The 24,703-nt window shown below is 69.7% G+C and carries 23 protein-coding genes and 1 tRNA gene; 5 read left to right on the top strand and 19 right to left on the bottom strand.

Going from position 1 to position 24,703, the window contains the following annotated elements; translation table 11 throughout:
- Positions 1 to 113: 113 nt before the first annotated feature.
- The 7 genes from P2P98_RS18720 to P2P98_RS18690 all read right to left on the bottom strand — a co-directional run bounded on the left by P2P98_RS18720 (position 114) and on the right by P2P98_RS18690 (position 7,000).
- Positions 114 to 1,127: a YdcF family protein gene (locus tag P2P98_RS18720; RefSeq protein ID WP_275801780.1), complete on the bottom strand. Its 1,014-nt coding sequence runs from the start codon at positions 1,125 to 1,127 to the stop codon at positions 114 to 116.
- 76 nt (positions 1,128 to 1,203) lie between these two features.
- The gene (locus P2P98_RS18715; protein WP_275801779.1) at positions 1,204 to 2,757 is read right to left on the bottom strand and encodes an FAD-dependent oxidoreductase; all 1,554 of its coding nucleotides are present in this window, start codon (positions 2,755 to 2,757) and stop codon (positions 1,204 to 1,206) included.
- A gap of 31 nt (positions 2,758 to 2,788) precedes the next feature.
- A complete protein-coding gene (locus P2P98_RS18710; RefSeq protein WP_275801778.1) occupies positions 2,789 to 3,667 on the bottom strand; it encodes an FAD:protein FMN transferase in 879 nt (292 codons plus the stop codon).
- A 5-nt stretch (positions 3,668 to 3,672) separates the two neighbouring features.
- On the bottom strand, positions 3,673 to 4,176 hold the full coding sequence (locus P2P98_RS18705) for a hypothetical protein (protein ID WP_275801777.1): 504 nt from the start codon (positions 4,174 to 4,176) through the stop codon (positions 3,673 to 3,675).
- 278 nt (positions 4,177 to 4,454) lie between these two features.
- Positions 4,455 to 5,489: a ribose-phosphate diphosphokinase gene (locus tag P2P98_RS18700; RefSeq protein ID WP_058614481.1), complete on the bottom strand. Its 1,035-nt coding sequence runs from the start codon at positions 5,487 to 5,489 to the stop codon at positions 4,455 to 4,457.
- Positions 5,479 to 6,927, bottom strand: coding sequence for a bifunctional UDP-N-acetylglucosamine diphosphorylase/glucosamine-1-phosphate N-acetyltransferase GlmU (gene glmU / locus P2P98_RS18695; protein ID WP_275801776.1), 1,449 nt, complete (start codon positions 6,925 to 6,927; stop codon positions 5,479 to 5,481). Before glmU ends, P2P98_RS18700 begins: the two co-directional genes overlap by 11 nt.
- 1 nt (position 6,928) lies before the next feature.
- A tRNA-Gln gene (locus tag P2P98_RS18690) sits at positions 6,929 to 7,000 on the bottom strand.
- 133 nt (positions 7,001 to 7,133) lie between these two features.
- Here P2P98_RS18690 and P2P98_RS18685 point away from each other — a divergent pair.
- Both P2P98_RS18685 and P2P98_RS18680 read left to right on the top strand, forming a co-directional pair.
- Positions 7,134 to 7,586: a MarR family transcriptional regulator gene (locus P2P98_RS18685; RefSeq protein WP_050901880.1), complete on the top strand. Its 453-nt coding sequence runs from the start codon at positions 7,134 to 7,136 to the stop codon at positions 7,584 to 7,586.
- Complete coding sequence (locus tag P2P98_RS18680) at positions 7,583 to 8,095, top strand: hypothetical protein (protein WP_275801775.1); 513 nt, start codon at positions 7,583 to 7,585, stop codon at positions 8,093 to 8,095. Before P2P98_RS18685 ends, P2P98_RS18680 begins: the two co-directional genes overlap by 4 nt.
- 22 nt (positions 8,096 to 8,117) lie before the next feature.
- Here P2P98_RS18680 and P2P98_RS18675 read toward each other — a convergent pair whose 3' ends face one another.
- From P2P98_RS18675 to mgrA, 8 genes are all read right to left on the bottom strand, one after another.
- The gene (locus P2P98_RS18675) at positions 8,118 to 9,908 is read right to left on the bottom strand and encodes an ABC-F family ATP-binding cassette domain-containing protein (protein ID WP_275801774.1); all 1,791 of its coding nucleotides are present in this window, start codon (positions 9,906 to 9,908) and stop codon (positions 8,118 to 8,120) included.
- 113 nt (positions 9,909 to 10,021) lie between these two features.
- A complete protein-coding gene (locus P2P98_RS18670; RefSeq protein ID WP_275801773.1) occupies positions 10,022 to 10,939 on the bottom strand; it encodes an ABC transporter substrate-binding protein in 918 nt (305 codons plus the stop codon).
- Positions 10,940 to 10,977: 38 nt separating this feature from the next.
- On the bottom strand, positions 10,978 to 11,736 hold the full coding sequence (locus tag P2P98_RS18665; RefSeq protein WP_275801772.1) for an ABC transporter permease: 759 nt from the start codon (positions 11,734 to 11,736) through the stop codon (positions 10,978 to 10,980).
- Positions 11,733 to 12,413, bottom strand: coding sequence for an ABC transporter permease subunit (locus tag P2P98_RS18660; protein WP_275801771.1), 681 nt, complete (start codon positions 12,411 to 12,413; stop codon positions 11,733 to 11,735). The genes P2P98_RS18665 and P2P98_RS18660 overlap by 4 nt, the downstream gene beginning before the upstream one ends.
- Positions 12,410 to 13,234 carry an ATP-binding cassette domain-containing protein gene (locus tag P2P98_RS18655; RefSeq protein ID WP_275801770.1) on the bottom strand — a complete coding sequence of 275 codons (825 nt, stop codon included), beginning with the start codon at positions 13,232 to 13,234 and terminating at the stop codon, positions 12,410 to 12,412. The genes P2P98_RS18660 and P2P98_RS18655 overlap by 4 nt, the downstream gene beginning before the upstream one ends.
- A gap of 13 nt (positions 13,235 to 13,247) precedes the next feature.
- A complete protein-coding gene (locus tag P2P98_RS18650) occupies positions 13,248 to 13,550 on the bottom strand; it encodes a DUF427 domain-containing protein (RefSeq protein ID WP_013586035.1) in 303 nt (100 codons plus the stop codon).
- A gap of 136 nt (positions 13,551 to 13,686) precedes the next feature.
- On the bottom strand, positions 13,687 to 14,613 hold the full coding sequence (locus tag P2P98_RS18645; RefSeq protein WP_275801769.1) for a 4-(cytidine 5'-diphospho)-2-C-methyl-D-erythritol kinase: 927 nt from the start codon (positions 14,611 to 14,613) through the stop codon (positions 13,687 to 13,689).
- Positions 14,610 to 15,677 (bottom strand): L-glyceraldehyde 3-phosphate reductase, encoded by a 1,068-nt coding sequence (gene mgrA / locus P2P98_RS18640; protein WP_275801768.1) that lies wholly within the window; start codon positions 15,675 to 15,677, stop codon positions 14,610 to 14,612. Before mgrA ends, P2P98_RS18645 begins: the two co-directional genes overlap by 4 nt.
- A 112-nt stretch (positions 15,678 to 15,789) precedes the next feature.
- Here mgrA and P2P98_RS18635 point away from each other — a divergent pair, with 112 nt between their 5' ends.
- Positions 15,790 to 17,370, top strand: a complete 1,581-nt coding sequence (locus P2P98_RS18635) for a stealth family protein (RefSeq protein WP_275801767.1) — start codon at positions 15,790 to 15,792, stop codon at positions 17,368 to 17,370.
- On the opposite strand, the gene P2P98_RS18630 is transcribed toward P2P98_RS18635, so the two are convergent.
- Together P2P98_RS18630 and rsmA are read right to left on the bottom strand one after the other, a co-directional pair.
- On the bottom strand, positions 17,321 to 18,256 hold the full coding sequence (locus tag P2P98_RS18630) for a phosphodiesterase (RefSeq protein WP_275801766.1): 936 nt from the start codon (positions 18,254 to 18,256) through the stop codon (positions 17,321 to 17,323). The genes P2P98_RS18635 and P2P98_RS18630 overlap by 50 nt on opposite strands.
- Before the next feature lie 313 nt (positions 18,257 to 18,569).
- A complete protein-coding gene (gene rsmA / locus P2P98_RS18625) occupies positions 18,570 to 19,409 on the bottom strand; it encodes a 16S rRNA (adenine(1518)-N(6)/adenine(1519)-N(6))-dimethyltransferase RsmA (protein WP_275801765.1) in 840 nt (279 codons plus the stop codon).
- Positions 19,410 to 19,466: 57 nt separating this feature from the next.
- Between rsmA and P2P98_RS18620 the strand changes: the two genes are divergently transcribed.
- Positions 19,467 to 20,924: a sugar porter family MFS transporter gene (locus tag P2P98_RS18620; protein WP_275801764.1), complete on the top strand. Its 1,458-nt coding sequence runs from the start codon at positions 19,467 to 19,469 to the stop codon at positions 20,922 to 20,924.
- A gap of 189 nt (positions 20,925 to 21,113) precedes the next feature.
- On the opposite strand, the gene P2P98_RS18615 is transcribed toward P2P98_RS18620, so the two are convergent.
- Positions 21,114 to 22,019 carry a TatD family hydrolase gene (locus tag P2P98_RS18615; protein ID WP_275801781.1) on the bottom strand — a complete coding sequence of 302 codons (906 nt, stop codon included), beginning with the start codon at positions 22,017 to 22,019 and terminating at the stop codon, positions 21,114 to 21,116.
- 107 nt (positions 22,020 to 22,126) lie between these two features.
- Positions 22,127 to 23,701 carry a methionine--tRNA ligase gene (metG, locus tag P2P98_RS18610; RefSeq protein WP_275801763.1) on the bottom strand — a complete coding sequence of 525 codons (1,575 nt, stop codon included), beginning with the start codon at positions 23,699 to 23,701 and terminating at the stop codon, positions 22,127 to 22,129.
- 222 nt (positions 23,702 to 23,923) lie between these two features.
- Between metG and P2P98_RS18605 the strand changes: the two genes are divergently transcribed.
- Positions 23,924 to 24,694, top strand: coding sequence for a DeoR/GlpR family DNA-binding transcription regulator (locus P2P98_RS18605; RefSeq protein WP_275801762.1), 771 nt, complete (start codon positions 23,924 to 23,926; stop codon positions 24,692 to 24,694).
- Positions 24,695 to 24,703 lie beyond the last annotated feature (9 nt).

The raw sequence follows: 24,703 nt of genomic DNA, 5'->3' as shown, positions 1-24,703 counted from the left end.
GCGGCACGATCAGCGTGCAGAGCACGCCCGGAGACACGACCTTCGAGGTCCGCCTTCCCGCGAAGCCCGCCGACCCCGGTCCGCCCGCCGACGCCTGACGACGAGGCGGGGGTTCACGTGAGGAAGATCACGGCGTAGACGCTCACCAGCGCGACGCCGAAGACGAGCGCGAAGACGACGTGCATCCACCTCTGCCGGTTCAGCAGGGCGACGTACTCACGGAGGAACGCACTCGGCACGAAGTACGCCGCCGTGCGGGCACCCACCACACGCGCTCCGGGCAACTCGCGACGCGCCAGGAGCCCTGCGCGAAGGACGTGGTAGTCGCTCGTGACGACCAGCAGCGGCTTCGATGCGCCGATCTCCCCGACGATCGCACGTGAGAAGGCGAGGTTCTCCCGTGTGTTCAGAGAGCGCGTCTCGGGATGGACGAGGTCCGCGGGGATGCCGCGCTCTCGCAGGTAGTCCGCCATGGCCTCGGCCTCCGCGCGCGGCTCGTCGGGCCCCTGACCGCCGGACGGGATGACGAAGGGCGCGACTCCCCCGGCCCGGACCGCCCGCTGCCAGGCGGCGATCGCCCGATCGAGGCGGCCCCGGAGCAAGGGCGGCACTCCCCCGTCGATCAGCCCCGACCCCAGGACGACGATCGCGGTCGGCGTGCGCGGGACGGGCAGCGCGGCGTACAGCAGCGACGACACGAGGAACGCGACGAACGCGGCCGCCGCGTACCCCGCGATCAGGACCACGAGAGCCGCCACGAGGAAGCCGCCCAGTCCTCCCCACGCCAGGAGCGCGAGGAGGACGAACGGGAAGGCCACGAGCCCGATCCCGGCGATCAGCGACAGCAGGTTCGCCAGACTCCGCCCCTCGAGTCGCAGCATGGTGATGCCGTTGGTGATGAGGAACACCGCGAGCACCGCCACGACCACGGGCACCGCGACGGCGACGACGAGGATCGCCGCGCGGGCGGCATCCGGATCCGTCTGCACGAGCAGCTGCAGCACGCCCAGCGCGGCGAAGACGACCGCGGCGACGAGCAGAGTCCCCTCGCGCAGCTGGGCACGCTGACGGGCACGCGCCACCGCGAAGACGACGAGCAGCAGCGCGGCGAAAGCCAGGAGGAGCATGTCGCGACGCTATCGGGTCGGGCCTGCCCCTCCCGGGCGCTTGCGGGGCGCGCCCGCGTCTGCGTCCGGTCGCGGGTCAGTACCCCGCGAAGGCGTCGGTCGTGAGCGATCTGGCCTTGGCGAGCGCCGGCGCGAGATCCGAGATGAGCCGGGGCGGACCCGAGACATAGGCCACGCGCTGGGCGATGTCGGGAACCGTGCGAAGCACAGCATCGGCGTCGACCCGGTCGGGTCCCGCCCACGACCATCCCGCGGGCAGATCGTGCGGTTCCTCACGCGAGAAGACGACGACCGGGATGCCGCTCGCCGCGATCTCATCACGGAAGGCGAGTTCGCTCGGGTCGGACACCACGTAGACGAGAACGGCGTCGCGGCGCTGCCCGGTGGCCTGGAGGTGCCGCAGCTGCGAGACGAACGGCGTCACGCCGATCCCCGCGGCGACGAGGAGCACGGGCGCGGTCGGTCGAGAGGGAAGGACGAAGTCCCCCCACACGCCCGTGACAGCGAGAGTCGAGCCCGGCTCGACGGCCGCGAGCGCCTTCTTGTACGAGGACTGCGAGCCGTCCTTGTAGGCGATGCGCACCTCGGGCAGGTCTTCCGGGGCGGACACGATCGAGAACTCCCGCCGCGTGCCGCGGGCGTCGGGGCGACGGTGCGGGACGTCGAGCTCCAGGTACTGACCGGGCGAGAACGCGAAGGGACGCGCGGCGTGGAAGGTCAGTTCGCGGACGGTCGGAGTCAGGTCGCGACGGCGTTCGACGCGCAGGCGCACCGCCGCGCGCAGGCAGAACGCGAACGCCACGAGATTGCCGATCAGCAGAGCGCGCTCCTGTCCGAGCGTGATCGCCCCGACGGCGATCGGCCAGCCGGCCAGGACGCCCACGACGATCGCGACGGCGTACTGCTGCAGGCGGCGCGGCGGCAGGGTGAGCGGCTCCGACAGCATGAACGCACCGAGGAAGAGGAACGGCGACGAGAACGCGACCTGCACGAGCAGCGTCGGCACGTCGACCGGAAAGCCTGCCGACTGGAACTGAATGCTGGTGCGCACGAACGCGACCGTCATCGCCACGAGCCAGAACGTCACCACGATCGGGAGTTTGTCGGTGCGTAGGAGCAGCAGCACACCGAGCGCCAGTACGCCGATCGCCATCAACGGGGTTCCGACCCACCAGGCCGAGCCACCGAGATCCGGCGCCCAGACACTCACGATGGTCAGCACCGCCGCCCCCGTGGCTGCCGGGTTGAAGACGTGACGGCCACGCCAGACGAGGAGGTACTTCGATGCGGATGCCACGACCCCGGCGAGGGCGAGACCGGCCAGCGCGAGCGGCTCGAGGCTCGGACGGAGCACGAACAGCAGGATCGCGGCGGTGATCAGCGAGGACTCGAGGCGGCGCGGCATCCGGAGTATGCCCTGCGCGACCAGGTCGGTCGCCGCGCACGCGACAGCGAGCACCACGGCGCTCGCGACGATCTCGAGCGGCTGGGGCCCGATCTGTCCGGCGAAGGAGAGCACGAGGGCATAGACAGCCAGCAGGCCGAGCGACGACAGGACGAGGCGGTACATCGACACCCGGCCAATGAGGCCGAGCACGCGGGTCGAGCCCGCGGTGAGCGTGGCGCTCATGGGATTCCCTTCGAAAGCTGTGGCGTTGAGGTCACGAGAAGATCTCGCCGGTGAAACCCGGCGACCATTCCACGCGACCGTCGGTGTGCATACGCACCCAGTGCGCGTTCCAGGATGCCGAGAGTTCCGGTCCCCCGTCGAAGAACAACGCGGTCGCGAGGGCGTCGGCCCGCATCGCGGTGTCGGCCGCTGCCCAGGTCGCCGCGTAGGCCCGGACCGGCGCCCCCGTGCGGGCGTCGAGGACGTGGTGCAGGTTGTCGCCCCACGCCCGCCGATTGATCGCCGACGCGCACAGCGCCCCCTCGGCGACGGTGATCACACCGATCGCGAGGGTCTGGTCGTACGGGTGCTCGAGCGCGACGCGGATCGGCTCGCCGCGAACGGCGAGGTCGCCGGATGCGTCGACGACGATGTCGCCGTCGACGTGCGCGCGCACCACGTTGACCACGAGGTCGACGAGACGACCCTTGCCGAGCGCGCCCACGTCGATCGTGGCGGGACGCGCGACGGCGAGCCGCCCGTCGCTCCACGAGAGGGTGTCGCGCCACACCGGCGCCGGCTCCGGATCGCCCGACGGGGTGAGCGTCAGCCGCGCGTCGTAGCCCAGGCGCGCGAGCGCGTCGCCGATGAGCGGATTGACGGCGCCGGCCGTCGCGGTGTCGAGCTCGTCGTACAGCGAGAGCATGGCATCCGCGTCGTCGGGGGCGGGGACGGATGCCATGCGTCCTCCCGCGAGGGCGGAGACGAGCGAGTCGTCGCGGAACCGCGACCACTCCCGGTCGAAGCGGTCGATGACGGCCGACACCGCGTCGCGGGCGACCGGGGGCAGCGGCGCCGCCGTCTCGATCGCCCACGACGTGCCGATCGCGTCGAAGGTCCAGGTCGAACCCGTCGCGGTCGGGATGGTCATGATGGTCAGGCCTTGGCCTCGGTCTTGATGGTGTCGACCGCCTTGTTGAAGCCGCCGCTGGTGAGCGAAGACCCGGCGACCTTGCTCACCGAGATCTCGTCGAGCTTCTTGCCGACGACCTCGTCCTTGATGCCGCCGATGAACTCGCTCTGGTAGCGCTTCGATTCGGCGGCCTGCGGATCGCCCGTGACCGTCACGTCGGTGATGGTGTCTCCGGCGAGGGTGAGGGTGACGTCGACGGTCTCGACGCTCTCGGGAGTGGCGTACTGGCCCGTCGCCTCGTAGGTGCCGTCCTTGTAGGTGTTCGAGGTCGTCGAGGTGTCCGTCGTCGAGCTGTCGGTGGTCGCGCTCGCGGTGGGAGCCGCGGTCGCCGCCGGAGCCGTGTCGGCGGGAGCAGCGGCGTCGGTGGTCGAGCCGCCCGAGCAACCGGCCAGGGTGACGATGCCGGCGACGCCCAGGAGAGCGGTGCCGATGCGGACGGGACGGGGTACGGCGGTGGTGCGGATCATCAGGGTCCTCCTTCTGTCGTGCCTCGCGGCGCGTTCGTGCTCACCGTAGGAACACGACCTTGGCGGCACCTCGGTTCAATACTTTGTGCAACCTATGAGAGACCCTGCGGCGCAGTGGGCGGTGAACCCCGTACCGTCGCGCGGAGATCTCGGGCGACACGCCGGGTCACGGCATCCGGAACCGGCGTGTCGGCCCCGGACTCCGCCTGACGGTACAGCCGAGGGAAAACGAACTCAGCCGCCTCCCGGAGGGAGACGGCTGAGCGACGGAGGAACGCTTACGCGTCGCCGCCGAACATGCTCGTGACCGAGCCGTCCTCGAAGACTTCGTGGATCGCGCGCGCGAGCAGCGGCGCGATCGGCAGCACCGTGAGACCGGGGAAGCGGCGCTCCGCGGGCAGCGGCACGGTGTCGGTGACGACCACCTCGTCGATCGCGGGATCCTGCAGGCGTTCGCTCGCGGGATCGCTGAAGATCGCGTGCGTGGCGGCGACGATGACCTTGCGCGCGCCGTTGGCCTTGAGGGCCTGTGCGGCCTTCTGGATCGTGCCTCCGGTGTCGATCATGTCGTCGACGAGGAGGCACGTGCGTCCCTTCACGTCGCCGACGATCTCGTGCACCGACACCTGGTTGGCGACCTTCGGGTCGCGACGCTTGTGGATGATCGCCAGGGGCGCGCCGAGGCTGTCGGACCACGTGTCGGCGACGCGCACGCGCCCCATGTCGGGCGAGACGACCGTGAGGGTCTCGCGGTCCTCACCGGTGAGCCCCTGCTCGAAGTGCTCGAGCAGCACCGGCTTGGCGAACAGGTGGTCGACAGGGCCGTCGAAGAAGCCCTGGATCTGGGCCGCGTGCAGGTCGACACTCATGATGCGGTCGGCCCCGGCGGTCTTCAGCAGGTCGGCGACGAGCCGGGCGCTGATGGGCTCGCGACCACGGCCCTTCTTGTCCTGACGCGAGTATGGGAAGTACGGCGCGACGACGGTGATGCGCTTGGCCGAGGCGCGCTTGAGCGCGTCGAGCATGATGAGCAGCTCCATGAGCCACTCGTTGACCGGCGGCCCGAACGACTGCACGACGAAGACGTCGCAGCCGCGGATCGACACCTCGAAGCGGGTGTAGATCTCACCCGAGGCGAAGGTGCGGTGCTCGGTGGGAGCGAGCTCGGTGCCGAGGTGCTCGGCGACCTGCTTCGCCAGCTCGGGGTGGGAGCGCCCCGAGGCGACGACGAGTCGTTTCTTGGTCTTGGCGACGAGCCCGGGGGCGATGCCGTTGTCGCGGTCGAGGTCTACACGATTCTTCTTACGAGCCATCGGCCGCTTCCTGTTCAGCCCGAGCCCGCGCAGCCACATCGGCCGCTGCGGTGCCCGGTCGGTTCTTCTCGACCCACCCCTCGATGTTGCGCTGAGGTGCAACGCTGAGGGCCAACGCGCCGGGCGGGACGTCCTTGCGGATGACCGCACCGGCACCCGTCTTGGCGCCGTCTCCAATCGTAACCGGCGCGACGAACACGTTGTGCGAGCCGCTGTGCACCTCGTCGCCGATCACGGTGCGGTGCTTGGTGAGGTCGTCGTAGTTCGCGGTGATCGCGCCGGCGCCGAGGTTGACGCCGCGACCGATGTCGGTGTCGCCGATGTACGACAGGTGCGGCACCTTGCTGCCCTCGCCGATCGACGAGTTCTTGACCTCGACGAACGTGCCGACCTTGCCGTTCACGCCGACGCGGGCGTTCGCACGCAGGTAGGCGAAGGGGCCGACGGTCGCTCCGGCCTCGATGACGGCGAGCGTGCCGTCGGTGCGGGTGATCGTGGCGTCCTCGCCCACCTCGCAGTCGGCGAGCGTCGTGTCGGGGCCGATCGTCGCCCCCGACGCGATGACGGTGGCCCCGCGCACGTGCGTGTTCGGCAGGATCGTGACGTCGGGCGCGAGTGTCGCGGTCACGTCGATCCAGGTGGTGGCGGGGTCGACGACCGTGACGCCCTCCAGCTGCCAGCGCCGCACGGTGCGGGCGTTGAGCGTGCGACCCGCCTCCGACAACTGGACGCGGTCGTTGACCCCGAGCGCCGCGGCGGCGTCGGAGGTGACGGATGCCGCGACCCCGAGCTGCGCGTCACGGAGCAGGCCGACGACGTCGGTGAGGTACTTTTCGCCCTGGGCGTTGTCTGTCCCGACGAGCGCGAGCTGCGTCCGCAGCGGCGACACCTGGAAGACGTAGACGCCGACGTTGATCTCGGTGATCGCGGCTTCGTCGGCCGTCGCGTCCTTCTGCTCGACGATCCGGCGCACTCCGTCGGTCTCGTCGCGCAGGATGCGGCCGTACCCGAAGGGCTGGTCGACGCGCGCACTGAGCAGGGTCACGGCGGTGCCGCCGGAGCGATGGGTGGCGAGCAGCTCGGTGAGGGTGCCCGTCTCGAGCAACGGCACATCGGCGCTCAGCACCAGCACGTCGCCCTCGAATCCCTCGAGGGCGCCGAGCGCCGCCTCGACCGCGCGGCCGGTGCCGGGGACGTCGTCCTGATCGACGACGACGACCCCGGGGGCGAGCTCGGCGACGGTGGCGGCGACCTGCTCGCGTTCGTGCCGGACGACCACCACGATGCGCGCGGGATCGAGGGATGCCGCCGTGTCGAGGACATGCCCGACCAGGGGGCGGCCGCCCACGGGATGCAGCACCTTGGGGAGGCGGGATCGCATACGCGTGCCTTGGCCCGCAGCGAGGACGACGACGGCGAGCTCGGTCGTTGAGGTCATGCTCCGCCGCCAGGATTCGAACCTAGACCTAACAGCTCCAAAGGCTGTCGTGCTGCCGTTACACCACGGCGGACCGTGCCCGCGGGCACCGGTCAAGTCTGCCAGACCCGTCAGCCGCGCGTCGGCGCGCCGCACGCTCTCGCCATAATGAGACCGTGAGCACGAACCGGGACAGCGACGAGGTCGACCGCATCGTCGACGCCTGGATGCGCCAACGCCCCGACCTCGACTTCTCTCCCCTCGAGGTGCTCTCGCGCGTCGCGCGCCTCTCGCGTCACCTCGACATCGCCCGGAAGGAAGCCTTCCGCCGCAGTGACATCGAGTCGTGGGAGTGGGATGTCCTCTCGGCGTTGCGGCGCGCGGGCGAGCCGTACCAGCTCAGCCCGAAGCAACTCCTGCAGCAGACGCTCGTCTCGAGCGGCACGATGACCAACCGCATCGACCGGCTCGTCGCCCGCCGGTTCGTGCGGCGCGAATCCGACCCCGGCGATGGACGGAGCATTCTCGTGACCCTGACCGACGACGGCCGTGTGCGTGTCGACGCCGCGATCACCCGCCTGGTCGACGCCGAAGCGCTGCTTCTCGACGGCCTGTCGCGCAGCGACCGCGACCGGTTGGCCACCCTGCTGCGCAAGCTGAGCATGGGATTCGACGCGTGACCGACACCGCCGCGGCCGCCACCATGTGGGACCGATTCAAAGCGTGGCTCGACGTGCGCTTCCGCTCCCCCGCGGCCATCTACGGCCTCATCGTCTACGCGTCGTTCATCACGATCGCCGACGACCACGCCGACTCACCCTGGGAACTGCTCGGGGCATCCGTCTTCCCCCTGCTGGTCTTCTACATCGCCCACGTCTTCGCTCACACCCTGACCGAGCACGGTACGCACGGCCTGCGCCACTCGACGCGCGAGGCGATGCGGCACGCCGCCGGAATGCTCTACGCGTCGCTGCCCGCCGCGCTCTGCCTCGTGTGGGCGGGGATGACGAACGCCTCGGTCGACGACGCCTCGGACTGGACCGCCTTGGCAACGATCATCGTGCTCGCGATCCTCGGCTACAACGCCTACCGTCGCCGCGGATCCCGGCTCGTGTTCCGTCTCGTCGGAGCCCTGTCGACCGCCGTGCTCGGGGTGTTCATCGTCGTGCTCGAGACGATGGTGCACTGACGCGCGTCCTCGGCGCCGCGGGTCAGCCGATCGCCTCGGTGAGCTCGAACCACCGCATCTCGAGCTCGTCGCGCTCGGCCTCGAGACCCGAGATGCGCTGCATCTCCTTGCCGAGACCGACGTAGTCGCCCTGGTCGTGCTCGGCGAGCGCCGCCTTGGCCCGGTCGATCTGCTGCTGCAGCTTCTCGATCTTGCGCTCCGTGGCCGACGCTTCCTTCTGCGCCGCGCGAAGGTCGGCCCCCTGGAGACCCGCGGATGCCGTTGCCCCAGCCGCCGTCGACCGCGAGGGCTCGGCATCCTGAAGTGCCCGGAGCCGCAGGTACTCGTCCACTCCACCGGGGAGGTGGCGGAGCTTGGCATCCAGGATCGCGTACTGCTGATCGGTGACGCGCTCGAGGAAGTACCGGTCGTGGGAGACGACGATGAGCGTGCCGGACCACGAGTCCAGCAGGTCTTCCATCGCCGCGAGCATGTCGGTGTCGAGGTCGTTGGTCGGCTCGTCGAGGATCAGCACGTTGGGCTGGTCGAGCAGGATCAACAGGAGCTGCAGACGCCGCTTCTGTCCGCCCGAGAGGTCTTTCACCGGCGTCGAGAGCTGCGCGCTCGAGAACCCGAGGCGCTCGAGCAACTGGCCCGGGGTCAGCTCTTGCGCCTTCGACCCCGCGCCGAAGGAGTACGTGGTGCGGAGCCCCGCGATGACGACGCGCACCGGGTCGTTCAGGTGCTGGTCGAGCTCGTCCAGACGCTGGGTCAACGTGGCGACCTTGACCGTCTTGCCGCGCTTCACGCGTCCGCTGGTGGGTTCGAGCGATCCTGTGATGAGGTTCAGGAGCGTCGACTTCCCCGCGCCGTTGACGCCCAGGATGCCGGTGCGCTCCCCCGGCGCGATGCGCCACTCGACGTCTTTCAGCACGACGTGGTCGCCGTAGGACACCCCCGCGTCGAGAAGATCGACGACGTCCTTGCCCAGGCGTGCGACCGCGAGCGACTGCAGCGCCACCTTGTCGCGGATCTCCGGAACATCGGCGATGAGCTCGTTCGCGGCGTCGATGCGGAACTTCGGCTTCGACGTGCGGGCGGGCGCGCCGCGGCGCAGCCACGCGAGCTCTTTGCGGGCGAGGTTCTGCCGACGCTGTTCGATGGATGCCGCCTGGCGGTCGCGCTCGACACGCTGCAGGATGTACGCCGCGTAACCGCCCTCGAAGGGCTCGACGATGCGGTCGTGCACCTCCCACGTGGTGTTGCAGATCTCGTCGAGGAACCACCGGTCGTGCGTGACGACCAGGAGTCCGCCCGAACTCGGCGCCCAGCGCTTCTTGAGGTGCCCGGCGAGCCAGGTGATGGCCTCGACGTCGAGGTGGTTGGTGGGCTCGTCGAGGAACAGCACGTCCCAGTCGCCTGAGAGCAGCCTCGCCAGCGCGACGCGGCGTCGTTGGCCGCCGGAGAGGTCGCCGAGACGCGCGTCCCACGGCAGGTCGCCGAGCAGCCCCGCGATCACATCACGCGTGCGCGCGTCTCCCGCCCACTCGTGCTCGGCGCGGTCGCCGACGACCGCGTGGCCGATGGTGTCGTCGTCGTCGAGCGTGTCCTGCTGATCGAGGACGCCCACGGTCACTCCCCCGCGCACCGTCACGCGACCGCCGTCGGGCTCGCGGATGCCCGCGAGCATGCCGAGCAGGCTCGACTTGCCGTCGCCGTTGCGACCGACGATGCCGATGCGATCGCCCTCGTTCACGCCGAGCGAGACGGAGTCGAAGACGACCTTGGTCGGGTATTCCAGGTGCAGGGCTTCGCCCCCGAGCAGATGTGCCATATCCGTCCCAGGCTACGCGGTGCCCGGCCCCCGGCGCGCGTGGTGCTCCCGGCATCCGGAAACGACGACGGGGTCGCCCGGCGAACCGGACGACCCCGTCGGAGCGGAGAGGCTCAGAGGCCGTTGGCCGAGAGCCATTCCTTCGCGATGTCGGCGGACGACTTCTGGTCGACCTTGGACTCGACGTTGAGTGCGACGAGGCCCTCGGTCGTGAGCTTCGCGCTGACCTTGTTCAGCACGTCGGACACCTCGGGCGCAATGTTCGCATTCACGACCGGCACGACGTTCGACGCGAGGAACAACCCCTTGGGGTCGGTCAGCGTGACGAGGTTGTCGGTCTTGATACGGGGGTCGGCCGTGTAGACGTTCGCGACCTGGACCGTGCCGGCGACGAGGTCGTCGACCGTGGTGTCGCCGGTGGCCGAGAACTGCACGCTGACGCCATAGGTCGACTGCAGACCCGTCGGCCCGTAGGGGCGCTCGGCGAGCTCGAGGTTGCCTCCGAGGGTGAGACCCGAGGTCACCTTGGCGAGGTCGGCGATCGAAGTGAGGCCGTTCGCGTCGGCGAAGGCCTTGGTGACGGTGTACGAGTCCTGGTCGGTCGCGGGCGACTGGTCGAGGACCTCGAGGCCCTCGGGAAGGGCGGCGGGCAGCGCCTTGTAGACGTCCTCCGAGGTGCGGGCGGTGGTGTCCTTCTCGAAGAACTGCAGGAGGTTGCCGGTGTACTCGGGGAAGACCGAGACGGTGCCGTCCTCGAGCAACGGGATGTAGGCGTCGCGCTGACCGATCTGGAACTGGCGGGTCACCGTCTTGCCCGCGCCCTCCAGGGCCTGGGCGTAGATCTCGGCGATGATCTCGTTCGAGTAGTACGCCTGCGAGCCGACGACGATCGTGGCGGACGAGGCCGAGGCGTCGCCGCCGCCGTTGCTGAGGGGGTCGCTCGACCCGCCGCTGCAACCGGCGAAGGCGAGGGAGGCGACCGCGAGGCCGGCGAAGAGGCCGAGGCCCTTCCGGGTTCGTGCTGTGAACATGGGTGCTCTCTTTTCTGGTGATTCGGGAATCGGATGGATCAGGGGGTCGCCGGGGGCGCTGCGGGCGATCCCACGGCGAGAGCTTCGGCACGGCGACGGCGGGCTGAGCGTCGCCGGGGCTGGGCGGCACCGGCGACACGGATGCCGCGGGGCACCACGAGGTGCTGAAGAAGGGCGAAGAGCCCGTCGGTGACGAGCGCGAGCGCGGCGACGAGGATCGCGCCGCCGATGAGCATGTCGAAGCGGCGGAGTGGAATCGCGGCCACGATGTACTGGCCGAGCCCGCCGAGGCCGATGTAGGCCGCGATCGTGACCGTGGCCAGCACCTGAAGGGTCGCGGCGCGGATGCCGCCGACCAGCAGCGGCAGCCCGAGGGGGACCTCGATGCGCCAGAAGACCTGCATCTGGGTCATGCCCATCGAGCGCCCCGCGTCGATCACGCGACGGTCGATCGCCTCGAGGCCCGTGTAGGCGCCGGCGAGGAGCGAAGGGATCGCGAGGATGACGAACGAGATGACCGCCGCCTCGGGCTTGTGCAGCACCCCGAGGAGCAGCGTCAGCAGGATCAGCAGGCCGAACGATGGGATCGCGCGCGCCGCCCCCGAGATCGCGACCGCGGTCTCGCGTCCCTTGCCGGTGTGACCGATGAACCAGCCGAGCGGGATGGCGATCGCCCCCGCGACGACGACCGCGATGAGCGTGTACACGAGCTGCACGCCCAGCGCCGTGCCGAGCGGGTCGTAGGGACTCTGATCGCCCGAGAAGATCCACGCGAACGCCTCGCCGATGAGGTTCATGCCTTCACCAGCGTGCGGTTGGAGATGCGCGACACGGTCCGTGCACCCCGCGTCCACGGCATGAGCAGACGCCCGGCGAGAACGAGGAGCAGATCGACGACGAGAGCGATCACCACGACCGCGATCACCCCGGCGAACACCTCGGGGATGATGCGGCGCTGGAGGCCGTTCGTGAACAGGTAACCGAGGTTCTGGATGCCGACGAGGATGCCGACCGTCGCGAGCGCGATCGTGCTGGCCGAGGTCACACGTAGCCCCGCGAGCACCACGGGACCGGCGAGCGGGAACTCCACCGCCCAGAACCGACGGAACGACCCGTAGCCGATCGCCGTGGCCGCCTGGCGCACCCCGGCATCCACCGAATCCAGGCCGTCGGCGACGGCGCGAACGAGGATCGCCACCGCGTAGATCGCGAGCGCGACGACGAGGTTGTTCTCGCTGATGATGCTGTACCAGCCGGTGATGACGGGGACGAGGATCAGAAGGGCGAGTGAGGGGATCGTGTAGAGCAGGCCGGTGATCGTGATCACGCTGCTGCGGACGAGGCGATAGCGCCACGCGACCCACCCGATCGGAATGCTCACGACGAAGCCGACGACCAGGGCGATGAGGCTCTGACGCAGGTGCACCAGGGTCAGTTCCCCGATCAGCTCGAGATTGTTGACGACCCAGTTCACGGGTGGGAGTCCTCCACGAGAGCGCCCTGCGTGCGCCCCTCGGCATCCACAACGACCGTCCCGCGTGACGTCTGCTTGAGGTGCAGGGCGCGCTTGCCTTTGACGGCACCGATGAAGCTCGCCACGAAGTCGGATGCCGGGTTCTCGACGATCTCGCTCGGAGAGCCGACCTGCGCGATGTGGGCGCCCTTCTCGAGGATCACGACCTGATCGCCGAGGAGGAACGCCTCGTCGATGTCGTGCGTGACGAAGACGATGGTCTTGCCGATCTCGCTCTGCAGGCGCAGGAGCTCCTGCTGCAACTCGTCGCGGACGATCGGGTCGACCGCGCCGAACGGCTCGTCCATGAGGAGGATGTTGGGGTCGGCGGCCAGCCCGCGGGCCACGCCCACGCGCTGCTGCTGACCGCCGGAGAGCTGGCTGGGGTAGCGGTCGGCCATCGCGGTGTCGAGGCCCACGGTCTCCATGAGCTCGAGCGCCCGCTTGCGCGCGGTCTTGCGGCTCTGTCCCTGGAGCACGGGGACGGTGGCGATGTTGTCGGCGACGGTGAAGTGCGGCAGGAGACCGGAGTTCTGCATGACGTAGCCGATGCTGCGGCGCAGCTGCACCGCAGGCTTTCCCCCGATGTCGTCGCCGTCGATCGAAATCGTGCCGGCGGAAGGCTCGACCATCCGGTTGATCATCCGCAGCAGCGTCGTCTTGCCGCAGCCGGAGGATCCGACCAGCACGGTCGTCTTGCGCGAAGGGATGACGAGGCTGAAGTCGTCGACGGCGCGGGTGCCGTCGGGGAAGACCTTCGAGACGGTCGAGAACTCGATCATGCTGTGCCCGACCTCAGTCGGAGACCACGACCTTGCGGTCGAAAGCCACGTAGCCGGCGAAGTCGGTGCCGACGCGCTCCACGGCGCCGGGGCGCAGGTCGGGGTACGACCAGGCGCCGTCGGCGAGCTCCGCCCCGTCGAGCGAGACGTTCCAGTACTGCACCTCGCCCTTCCACGGGCAGGTGTACGGAGTGGGGCTCTCGTTCAGGGCGCCCTCGCGCACAGCGCGCGGCGGGAAGTACCAGTTGCCCTCGATCGACACCACGTCGTCGCGGTCGGCTTCGGCGATCACGACGCCGTCGAGCACTGCCTTCATGGCGAACCCCTCTCGTGGTGTCCCGCGGGCACGGCGCCCCGCGGTGGATCGACCACCTCCCGAGAGGCTAACCGGGCGGATGCTGCGCAAAACGAACATTGCCCCGTGTGACGGGCTGGTCTAGGGTGCGGGTCGGTCAGAGGACGCGGGCGCCGCCGACAGGCCCGTGGACGTGCAACGCGACGAGCCCGGCGGCGCTCAACGTGACCTGCAGATCGATCGCCGACTCCTCGTCGGCCGCGAGGAACGCGAGCGTCGGCCCCGACCCGGAGACCAGGCCGGCGAGGGCCCCCGAGCTCTCGCCGCGCTCGAGAATCCGCGCGAGGTCGGGGCGGAGATGGAGGGCGGGCGCCTGCAGGTCGTTGCGCAGCGAGGCGGCGAGCATTTCGGCGTCGCCCTGGCGCAGCGCGTGGAGAATCTCGGGTGCCACCGCGGGCACCCGGGGCGCCGGTCCGATGTCGACGGCGTGGCGCTCGCGATGCGCGTCGAGCTCGCCGTAGACCACGGGGGTCGACATGCCGATCTCGTTCGGCACCAGGACCCAGTCGAAACGGCCACGGGCCAGGGCGGGACTGAGTTCGTCGCCGCGCCCGGTTCCGACCGCCGTCCCGCCGAGCAGGGCGAACGGCACGTCGGCTCCGAGCTGGGCCGCGAGGCGCACCAGCTCCGAGGTCGGCATCCCGAGCCCCCAGAGGGCGTCGCACGCGACGAGAGCCGCCGCTGCGTCCGCGGAGCCGCCTCCCATGCCGCCGGCCACGGGCACGGCCTTGACGATCGAGAGGTGCACCCCGCGATCGATCCCCGCGGTCTCGGCCAGCAGACGGGCCGCCCGCACCGCCAGATTGCGGTCGTCGGTGGGCACCCCGTCGATGTCGACGGGACCCCGCGCGGACACCTCGAGCGTGAAATCGTCGGCCGCGGTGGCGGTCATCTCCTCGTAGAGCGAAACGGCCTGGTACGCCGTGGCCACATCGTGGTAGCCGTCGTCCTTGACGTCGCCGACCTCGAGGAAGACGTTGATCTTGCCCGGGGCACGGACGCGGACCGATTCAGCGGAGCTCATGATGACGACGACGCCCGCCAGAGGTCGACGTCGGCGGCCTCGGACAGCGCGTCGATGCGCTCCAGCTCTTCGGTGTCGAACGCCGGGCCCTCGAGCGCGGCGAGGTTCTCGTCGAGCTGCTGCGTCCGCGAGGCGCCGATGAGGGCGGATGCCACGGTCTTATCGCGCAGCGCCCATTGCAGCGCCATCTGCGCCAGCGTCTGCCCGCGCTCCTTCGCGATGACGTTCAGGCTCCGCAGCGCCGAGAGGGCGGCATCCGTCAGCATCCGGTCGGGCAGGGAAGAACGCTTCTGGGAGCGGTCGGCCTGACCGTCGCCGAGGTACTTGTCGGTGAGGAGCCCCTGCGCCAGGGGCGTGAAGGCGATCGCGCCCATGCCCTCCTGCCGGAGCGTGGAGGTGAGCCCGTCCTCGACCCAGCGGTTGAGGATCGAGTACGATGGCTGGTGGATCACCAGCGGCGTGCCGAGCGAGCGGGCCACGGCGGCGGCCTCGGCGGTGCGCTCGGCGCTGTACGACGAAATGCCGACGTAGAGCGCCTTGCCCTGCCGGACGAGCGTATCGAGGGCGCCGATCGTCTCTTCGATGGGGGTCACCGGGTCGACGCGGTGCGAGTAGAAGATGTCGACGTAGTCGACGCTCATGCGCTTCAGCGACTGGTCGGCGCTCGCCAGGAGGTACTTGCGCGATCCCCAGTTGCCGTAGGGCCCGGGCCACATGTCGTAGCCGGCCTTCGACGAGATGATCAGCTCGTCGCGATACCGGCCGAAGTCCTCGCGCATCATGCGGCCGAAGTTCGTCTCGGCCGAGCCGTACGGCGGGCCGTAGTTGTTCGCGAGGTCGAAGTGCGTGATGCCGCGGTCGAACGCGTGACGAAGCACCTCGCGCTGGCGGTCGAAGGGCACGTTGTCGCCGAAGTTCCACCACAATCCGAGGGAGATCGGGGGGAGGAAGAGGCCGCTCCGACCGACCTGCCGGTATGCGACACTGGAATATCGCGCATCCCGCGCGCTGTAAGGCCGGTGAAGGTCAGGTACGTCCGGGCCGAATCGAGCGGGATCAGTCACTCTTCGACAGTAGCGCGCCCATCCCCCTGCTTCGGCCCCGATGCCGAAACGCTCCCGTAACGCCGAGTATCTACGGTGTACGGATCCACCATCGACCCCGAGGAGGCCGCATATGCGCTCGATCGTTCCCCTTCCGATCGACACCGATCCTTGGCGGGCACTCCTCTCGCGATCCGACATCCGGATGCTGGACGGCATCCTGCACGTCATCGACGACGCATCCACCCCCTCGGATGCCGAGCGCGACGACCTGCTGGCCGTCGCCGAGGCCGTCGAGGCCGCCGGCGTCTCCGTGATGCTCGTTCGCGACGCCAACCGTCGCCCGAAGCTCGTCGTCGACACGGTCGACGCGGATGCCGCTCTCGCCGCTCTGCGCGACCCCGAGCTGGGTCCGATCTATCTCAAGGCGCGTGGCGAGGACCCCGTCCCCGCTCACAGCGTCGCCCCCTCCCCCGGCTCGGTGGAGGCGTACGCCGTCTTCCGTCCGCGCACCTCGACCGAGGGCTCGTACCGGTACGGCGCGGCCCTCGCTCCGCGGCTGGAGTTCTGGCGGTTCGGCGAGAAGACCATCGAGGCTCCGCGCCCGAGCGCCCTCACCCGTCGCCGCTTCGCCCGCGCCGACCTCGACCTCGTCGAGATCGAGCGCTACGGCCGCCGGTGGCAGACGGTCGCGGGCATGTTCGACCCGCACCCGAAAGAGTTCGTCGGCGACATCGACATGGTGTTCTCGTGGGTCGACGGGTCGTCGAGCGAGTTCCAGCGGCAGCGCGCCGCGCGCATGCAGGGCTACGTCGTGGGCGACGGCGACGACAACGCCGCCCGCTACCGACAGGTCGACGAACTGCGGTACGCGCTGCGGAGCGTCCACATGTACGCGCCCTGGGTGCGCCGCATCTTCATCGCGACCGACTCCCCGACCCCGGAGTGGCTCGCGGACCACCCCAAGGTCACGATCGTGCGCAGCGAGGAGTTCTTCGCCGACCCCTCGGTGCTCCCGACGCACAACTCGCACGCCGTCGAGGCGCAGCTTCACCGCATCCCCGGGCTCGCCGAGCACTTCCTCTACAGCAACGACGACATGTTCTTCGGTCGCCCCGTCACCCCCGAACTGTTCTTCAGCGGCGGCGGCGTGAGCCGTTTCGTCGAGAGCGGCATCCGGATCGGCAGCGGCGCCCCGCACGTGGACCGCTCGGGCCACGACAACGGTCTGCGCGTGAACCGGGCGCTGCTGAAGGAGCGCTTCGGCCGGGTGATCACGCTCGACCTGGAGCACTGCGCGACGCCGCTGCGCCGCTCCGTGGCGTTCGAGCTCGAGCAGGAGTTCGCCGACGACTACGCGCGGACGGCCGCGAGCCGTTTCCGTTCGGCCACCGACATCTCGGTCACGAACAGCCTCTACCACTACTACGCGCTGGCCACGGGCCGCGCGGTCGTCACGACCGAGCCGCGCACGCGCTACGTCCAGACGACGCAGCTCGATTCGCTGCGCACGATGGAGCGTCTCGTCTCGCGCCGCGACACCGACATGTTCTGCCTCAACGACGGCAGTGTGCCCGAGATCCCCGAGGAGGTGCGGGTGCCCGCGCTCCGCGCGTGCCTCGAGCGCTACTTCCCGATCGCGGCCCCGTGGGAGAAGACGAGCGTCAGCGCAGAACCGGCAACGGCGTCGTCGGCGGCGACACCCGCCCACTGAGTCCGCGGTTCGCCGGGACCTCGATGCCGGCGTCACGGAGGCGCCGCTGCGACTCGGCGGCATCCACGTACTGGAGGGCGTCGCTGGTCGCGAGCGGCACCACGGAATGCACGATGGTCTCGTCGTAGACGTGCACGATGTTGAAGCCCTGCGCCGCGTCCTGGGGGCGGGTTCCACCTACGGGAACCATCAGGTCCTGCGTGTAGCAGGTGGCTGAGGCCACCGACACCGGGATACCGGCGAACGTGGCGAACGTCGAGTAGTGCAGGTGTCCGGCGAGGATCGTGCGGACGTCGGATCCGCGCAGCACGGCGGCGAGGCTCCGCTGGTCGCGCAACTCCACCGACGCGGCGAGATCGAGCACGCTCGGAACCGGCGGGTGGTGCATGGCGAGGATCGTGCCGAGCGGGGCGGGCGTCGACAGCACGTCCGCGAGCCAGGCGAGCTGGTCGGCGGTGACCGCGCCGTGGTGGGCACCGGGGACGGACGTGTCGAGCGTGACGATGCGCAGACCGTCGAACTCGTCGACGCGGTCGACGGGTGCCGTGGCATCGGCCGCGTCGCCGGGGAGCAGATGCGAGCGGAACGTCGCACGGTCGTCGTGGTTCCCCATGACCCAGACCACGCGCGTGTCGAGACGCTCCGCGAGCGGTTCGACGAGCGCGCGCACGCGGTCGTAGGCATCGGCCTCGCCGAAATCCGCGAGGTCTCCCGTGAACACCAGGGCATCGGGGCGGACCCCGGAGGCCTCGATCGCCGCGACCGCGCGGGCGAGATACGCCTCGGAGTCGACGTCGTCGTAAAGCGGCGCCCCGCCGGCGCGCAGGTGGGTGTCGCTCAGGTGCAGCAGCACCCTCTCGGCTCGGGGGTACTCGGCGTAACGCATCTCGTTCCTCTCGGGTCGTCGGGTACGACCTCGCGACCGGCGTGATGCTCCCGGCTTGCCCTGGAATGTTACAGGCATGTTTCGGGAACGCGCGATGAACACGGTGAGAATTTCACCTGCGGCCGCTCGTCGCCCGGCGTGCGCTGGCGCGCGAGCGGCGGGCCGCGGCAGTCGAGGTGGTCAGGATGCAGGAGCGATCGCTCCGCTCGACGCGCTGGAGCCCCACGAGGCTTCACGGGCCCCACCGATCATGCAGATGAACCATGAACGGCACGAGGGCACCGGGTGACGGCTCAGCGTCGAGCCGGCCGCCTCAGAGAGCCGCGATACGCGCGTAGTCGTCGACCGTCAGCTGCTCGCCGCGGAGAGTGGGGTCGACGCCTGCCCGCTCAAGCTGGAGCGAGGCCTCGGCTGCGGTTCCACCGAGAACGCCGGACAGCGCCTGGCGGAGCATCTTGCGCCGCTGCTGGAAGGCGGCATCCACGATCTGGAACGTTCGGCGCCGGTGCTCCTCGGTGCCGCGGGGTTCGGCATCCCGTTCGAAAGCGACCAGCACGCTGTCGACGTTCGGGACGGGCCAGAAGACCTGACGCGACACCGTGCCCGCCAGCCGCCACGAGCCGTACCAGGCGGCCTTGACGCTCGGGGCGCCGTAGACCTTCGAGCCGGGAGGGGCGGCGAGGCGCTCCCCCACCTCGGCCTGGACCATGACGACCCCGCTGCGCAGGTAGGGGAACGTCTCGAGGAAGTGCAGCAGCACGGGCACCGAGACGTTGTACGGGAGGTTCGCGACGAGCACGCCCGGCTCGCCCGGGAGCGAGTCGACGCGGAGAGCATCGGCGTCGATCACGGTGAGACGGTCCGCGGGGACGTCGTGGGCCCGGGCGGTGACGGGCAGTCGCTCCGCGAGCCGGTGGTCGATCTCGACCGCGACCACCGAGGCACCCGTCTCGAGGATCGCGAGCGTGAGCGAACCGAGGCCCGGCCCGATCTCTACGACACGGTCGGATGCCGAGACCCCGGCCACCTGGACGATCTTGCGCACCGTGTTCGCGTCGACGACGAAGTTCTGCCCGAGCTTCTTGGTCGGGGTGACGTCGAGCTCGGTGGCGAGTCGGCGGATCTCGGCGGCACCGAGGAGGGAAACGGGCATTGTTCCACTGTAGTCAGCCTCCCGCCACCCGCCGGGTGACAGGAGTACGTTGAGCGGGTGAGTCAGACGCAGTCGATCCCCGCCAACGCCTTCACCATGCGGAGCCCCTTCGGTCGAAGAGCCATCGTGCTCTCGGTCGCCGCCGCGGTGGGCGGGTTCCTCTTCGGCTTCGACTCCTCCGTGATCAACGGTGCCGTCCAGTCGATCGAGACCGAGTACACGAAGGTGCCGACCCTCACCGGCTTCGTCGTCGCGATCGCCCTCATCGGGTGCGCGATCGGCGCGATCGCCGCCGGTGCCCTGTCGGACCGCTTCGGTCGCCTCAAGGTCATGATGGTCGGCGCCGTGCTCTTCCTGGCGTCGTCGATCGGATCGGCACTGACGTTCAGCGTCCTGGACCTCACCATCTGGCGCGTGATCGGCGGTCTCGGTATCGGCATCGCCTCGGTCGTCGCCCCGGCCTACATCGCCGAGGTCGCGCCGAGGCAGATCCGCGGCAGCCTCGCATCGCTGCAGCAGCTCGCGATCACGCTCGGCATCTTCGCCGCCCTGCTCAGCAACGCGCTCCTCGTGGGTGCCGCGGGCGGCACGGCCGACAACCAGCTCTGGTGGGGCCTGGAGGCCTGGCGGTGGATGTTCCTCGTCGGCGTCGTCCCCGCCGCCGTCTACGGCCTTCTCGCCTTCACGATGCCCGAGTCTCCGCGCTTCCTGCTCGCGCGCGGGCGCGCCGACGAAGCCCGCGCGATCTTCGCGCGTCTGGTGCCGCCGGCCGACCTCGACAAGACCATCAACGAGCTGACCAGCGCGATCGAGACCGACCGCAAGAACAAGGGGGCGTCGCTCGCCGGCAAGGCCCTCGGTCTTCAGCCGATCGTGTGGATCGGCATCATCCTGTCGGTGTTCCAGCAGTTCGTCGGCATCAACGTGATCTTCTACTACTCCACGAGCCTCTGGCGCGCGGTCGGCTTCGACGAGAGCGACTCGTTGCTGATCGGCGTCATCACCTCGGTGACCAACGTGCTCGTGACTCTCATCGCGATCTGGCTCGTCGACCGGGTCGGCCGCAAGCCGCTCCTGCTCGTCGGGTCCGCACTGATGGCCCTGTCGCTCGGCGCGATGGCCCTGGCGTTCTCGTTCGCCACGGGCTCGGGCCAGGACGTCTCGCTCCCGGGCATCTGGGCACCGGTCGCCCTCGTGGCGGCGAACCTCTTCGTCGTCGGCTTCGGTGCCTCGTGGGGTCCGCTGGTGTGGGTGCTGCTCGGTGAGATCTTCCCCAGCCGCATCCGCGGAAAGGCACTCGGTGTCGCCGCCGGTGCGCAGTGGCTCGCGAACTTCCTCGTCTCGTGGACCTTCCCGCAGCTGGCCGACTGGTCGCTCGCGATCACCTACGGCGGGTACGCGTTCTTCGCCGCCCTGTCGTTCGTCTTCGTCCTGTGGAAGATCCCCGAGACCAAGGGCATGGAGCTCGAGCAGACCGAGACACTTTTCGTCCGCAAACCGAAGAAAACCGCCTGAGAGGACCGAAACATGACCAACAACTCGAAGTCGCACGAAGAGATCCGCGAGGAGCGCGAGGCTGCCCAGAAGGAGAAGGACCGTCTGGAGCGCGCCGAAGAAGCCCGTCTCGACGACGAGAAGCGCTGAGCTCGATCCAAAACTCGAAGGCCGGCATCCCGCGGGGTGCCGGCCTTCGTCGTGGCGGCGTCAGAACTCGCCGTAGACCTCGATCGTGTTCGCCGCGATCTGCGCGCCGAACTCGTCGGCATCCATCCCCCGCTCGGACGCGAGGAAGCGCAGAGTGACAGGGATCAGATACGGGGCGTTCGGGCGCCCACGGTAGGGCGCGGGAGTCAGGAACGGGGCGTCGGTCTCGACGAGGATGCGCTCGAGGGGGGTTACCGCGAGGGCGTCGCGCAGGTTCTGCGCGTTCTTGAACGTGACGTTGCCGGCGAACGAGAGGTAGTAGCCGCGGTCGGCGGCGATCCGCGCCATCTCGGCATCGCCGGAGAAGCAGTGGAACACGGTCTTGTCGGGTGCCCCGACGCGCTCGAGGGTCTCGAGCACGGCATCGTGGGCATCGCGATCGTGGATCTGCATCGCGATCCCGTGCTTCTTCGCGAGCGCGATGTGCGCCTCGAACGAGCGGAGCTGAGCCGGGATGCCATCGGCCTCGGTGCGGAAGAAATCGAGCCCCGTCTCGCCGATCGCCCGCACGCGCGGAGCGGCCGCGAGTTCGTCGATGACCGCGATCGCGGCATCCAACTCGCCGGCGCGTTCGTAGACGGGAGCCTCGTTCGGGTGGATCGCCACGGCGGCGAGCACACGCGGATGTGTCGCGGCCGCCCACGCCGACCAGCGCGACGAGTCGACGTCGCCGCCGGCCTGGACGACGCCGTGCACACCCACGGCGAGGGCGCGCTCGAGCTGTTCATCCAGCGACAAACCGTGCATGGTCCCTGAGCCCGTCGAAGGGCCGTCCTCGATCTCGAGGTGCGTGTGGTTGTCATAGACCGGGATGCCGAGGGGCTCGGGCGCCGGCGGGTAGCTCACGTCGCGCCGGCCATCGGTCGAGCGCTCCCGCACGTACTGGCTCGGGTCGCCGCCTTCGATGGTGCCGCGGGGCCGCTCGACCGGGGTGGCGCCGGGGGCGGACCCTTCGACAAGCTCAGGGACCGCCGCGCGCTCAGGGACCGCCGCGGGATCCGGGGCCGACGTGCTCACGCCTGCTCGACGCGCGGGAACAGCGGCGAAAGCCCGTTGACCGACGAGCCGGGACGCAGCACGCCCCACTCTCCGGCGTCGCGCAGCGGCTGGTCGTGCAGTCGCCCGATGCTCTCGGCGGCGCCCAGCGCGACCCACAGCTTCTCGGTCGAGACGGGCATGACCGGCGACAGCAGCACGGCGAGCGCGCGCAGTCCCTCGGCGGCGGTGTAGAGCACGGTGCCGAGGCGTTCGCGCTTCTCGGGGTCTTTCGCGAGGGCCCACGGCTCGTTGTCGGTGATGTAGCCGTTGAGCGCGTCGACGATCGTCCAGATCGCCGCGATCGCCTCGTCGATGCGGAACTTCTCGATGGCCGCATCGGCGTTCGTCGCGGCATCCGCCACCGTCTGCTGGATCGCTCGGTCGATCTCGGTCGTCTCGCCGGCCGGCGGGACGATCCCTTCGAAGTACCGCTCGATCATGGCGATCGTGCGGGATGCCAGGTTGCCGAAGCCATTGGCCAGCTCGGCCTGGTAGCGGGCCGAGAGGTCTTCCCACGAGAACGAGCCGTCCTGCCCGAACGCGATCGCAGACAGGAAGTAGAAGCGGTACGCGTCGGAGCCGAAGACGTCGGTGATCTCGGTCGGGGCGATGCCGGTGAGCTTCGACTTCGACATCTTCTCGCCGCCGACGAGCAGCCAGCCGTGCGCGAAGACGCCGCGCGGCACCTCGAGGCCCGCGGCCATGAGCATCGCGGGCCAGATGACGGCGTGGAAGCGCAGGATGTCTTTGCCGACCACGTGGTAGGCGGGCCAGCGGCGCGCGAACTGCTCGGGATCGTTGCCGTAGCCGACGGCCGTGGCGTAGTTGAGCAGCGCGTCGACCCACACGTAGATGACGTGCGCGTCATCCCAGGGCACCTGGATGCCCCAGTCGAACGTCGACCGCGAGATCGACAGGTCTTTCAGACCGTTCTTGACGAAGGAGACGACCTCGTTGCGCGCCGACTCCGGGCGCACGAAGTCGGGCTCGGTCTTGTACAGCTCGAGCAGGCGGTCCTGGAACTCGCTGAGCTTGAAGAAGTAGTTCTTCTCCTGCAGCAGCTCGAGGGGCTTGGAGTGGATCGCGCAGACCTTGAGTCCCTCGAAGGGACCCTCGCCGTCGACGATCTCGGCCTCGGTCTTGAACTCCTCGCACCCGACGCAGTAGAGCGCCTCGAACTCGCCGGCGTAGATGTAGCCCCGGTCGTAGAGCGCCTGCACGAATTTGGCGACGCGCTCCTCGTGACGGGGCTGGCTCGTGCGGATGAAGTCGTCGTTGGCGACGTCGAGCGTCTTCAGCAGAGGGAACCACGACTCGCCCACGAGCTTGTCGACCCACTCCTGCGGGGTGTGGTTGTTCGCGGCCGCGGCACGCATCATCTTCTGGCCGTGCTCGTCGGTGCCGGTCAGCATCCATGTGTCGTCACCGGCCTGGCGGTGCCAGCGCGCGAGCGTGTCCACGGCCACGGTCGTATAGCCGTGGCCGATGTGGGGGACGTCGCTCGGGTAGTAGATCGGCGTCGTGATGTAGAAAGATCGGCCGGAAGTCACCTGAGGATTCTACGGGGGCGCGTGCGGCCCGGGCGGTCGCGTGACGTCCCCCGGCCCGGCCGGTGTCCGGTCGGCGCCGTGTCCGGTTCTGTCGTGCAGCCGGCGTCTCGCACCGGCGACGTGCGCCGAGAGAGACCGCGCAGGGGATAATCTCCCCATGCGCCCACGAATGTCCACAGCGTCGCGGAAGACCAGGGCGGCGCGTCGGAGAAGCGAACGCCGATGCTGATCGTCGAGAGGCAAGCGCGTATCGCCGAGCTCGTGCGGCAAGCCGGAGCGGTGACCACGGAGGAGCTCGCGGAACGTCTCGACGTGTCGATCGAGACCATCCGTCGTGACCTCATGGCCCTTGACAGGCGGGGCGCACTCACCCGCGTCCACGGCGGTGCCGCCGCCTTGTCGGCGCCCAGCGCGGAGGCCGAGGCCTCCTTCGACGAGCGCAGCGCGAGTGGTCTCGAGGCCAAGCAGCGCATCGCCCGGGCCGCGGCCGCCCTCGTGCCTCGCGGGGGCACGATCATGATCGATGTGGGCACGACCGCCTTGCTGCTCGCCAAAGAGCTCGCCGATGCCTCTGATCTCACCGTCGTCACGCCGTCGCTGCGCGCCGCGGTGGAGCTGGCGGATCGCCCGGGCATCACGGTCCTCGTGAGTGGGGGCCGCGTGCGCGGAGGCGACTTGGCCCTCTCGAACGCCACGGCCGCACGATTCTTCGACGATGTCTACGTCGATGTGGCGTTCCTCGGCTCCGGCGGTCTCGACGCCGAGGCAGGTCTCACCGACTACTACCTCGACGAGGTCGACGTGCGCCGGGTCGTGCTGCGCAACGCCCGGCGCGCATACGTCCTGGCCGATGCGACGAAGTTCGACCGCGTCGCGCCGCATCGCGTGGCCACGCTGAGCAGCTTCACGGGGGTGGTGGTGGATGAGGCGCCGACGGGCGCGCTGAGCGCCGCTCTCGAGCACGTCGACGCGGCGATCGTGATGGCGGGCTAACTCCCGGGG

Source organism: Microbacterium sp. Kw_RZR3, from assembly GCF_029222405.1.
In the GTDB taxonomy this organism is placed as follows: domain Bacteria; phylum Actinomycetota; class Actinomycetes; order Actinomycetales; family Microbacteriaceae; genus Microbacterium.
Note: the sequence above shows the minus strand (reverse complement) of the source record. Positions and strands in the feature narration are given on the sequence as shown.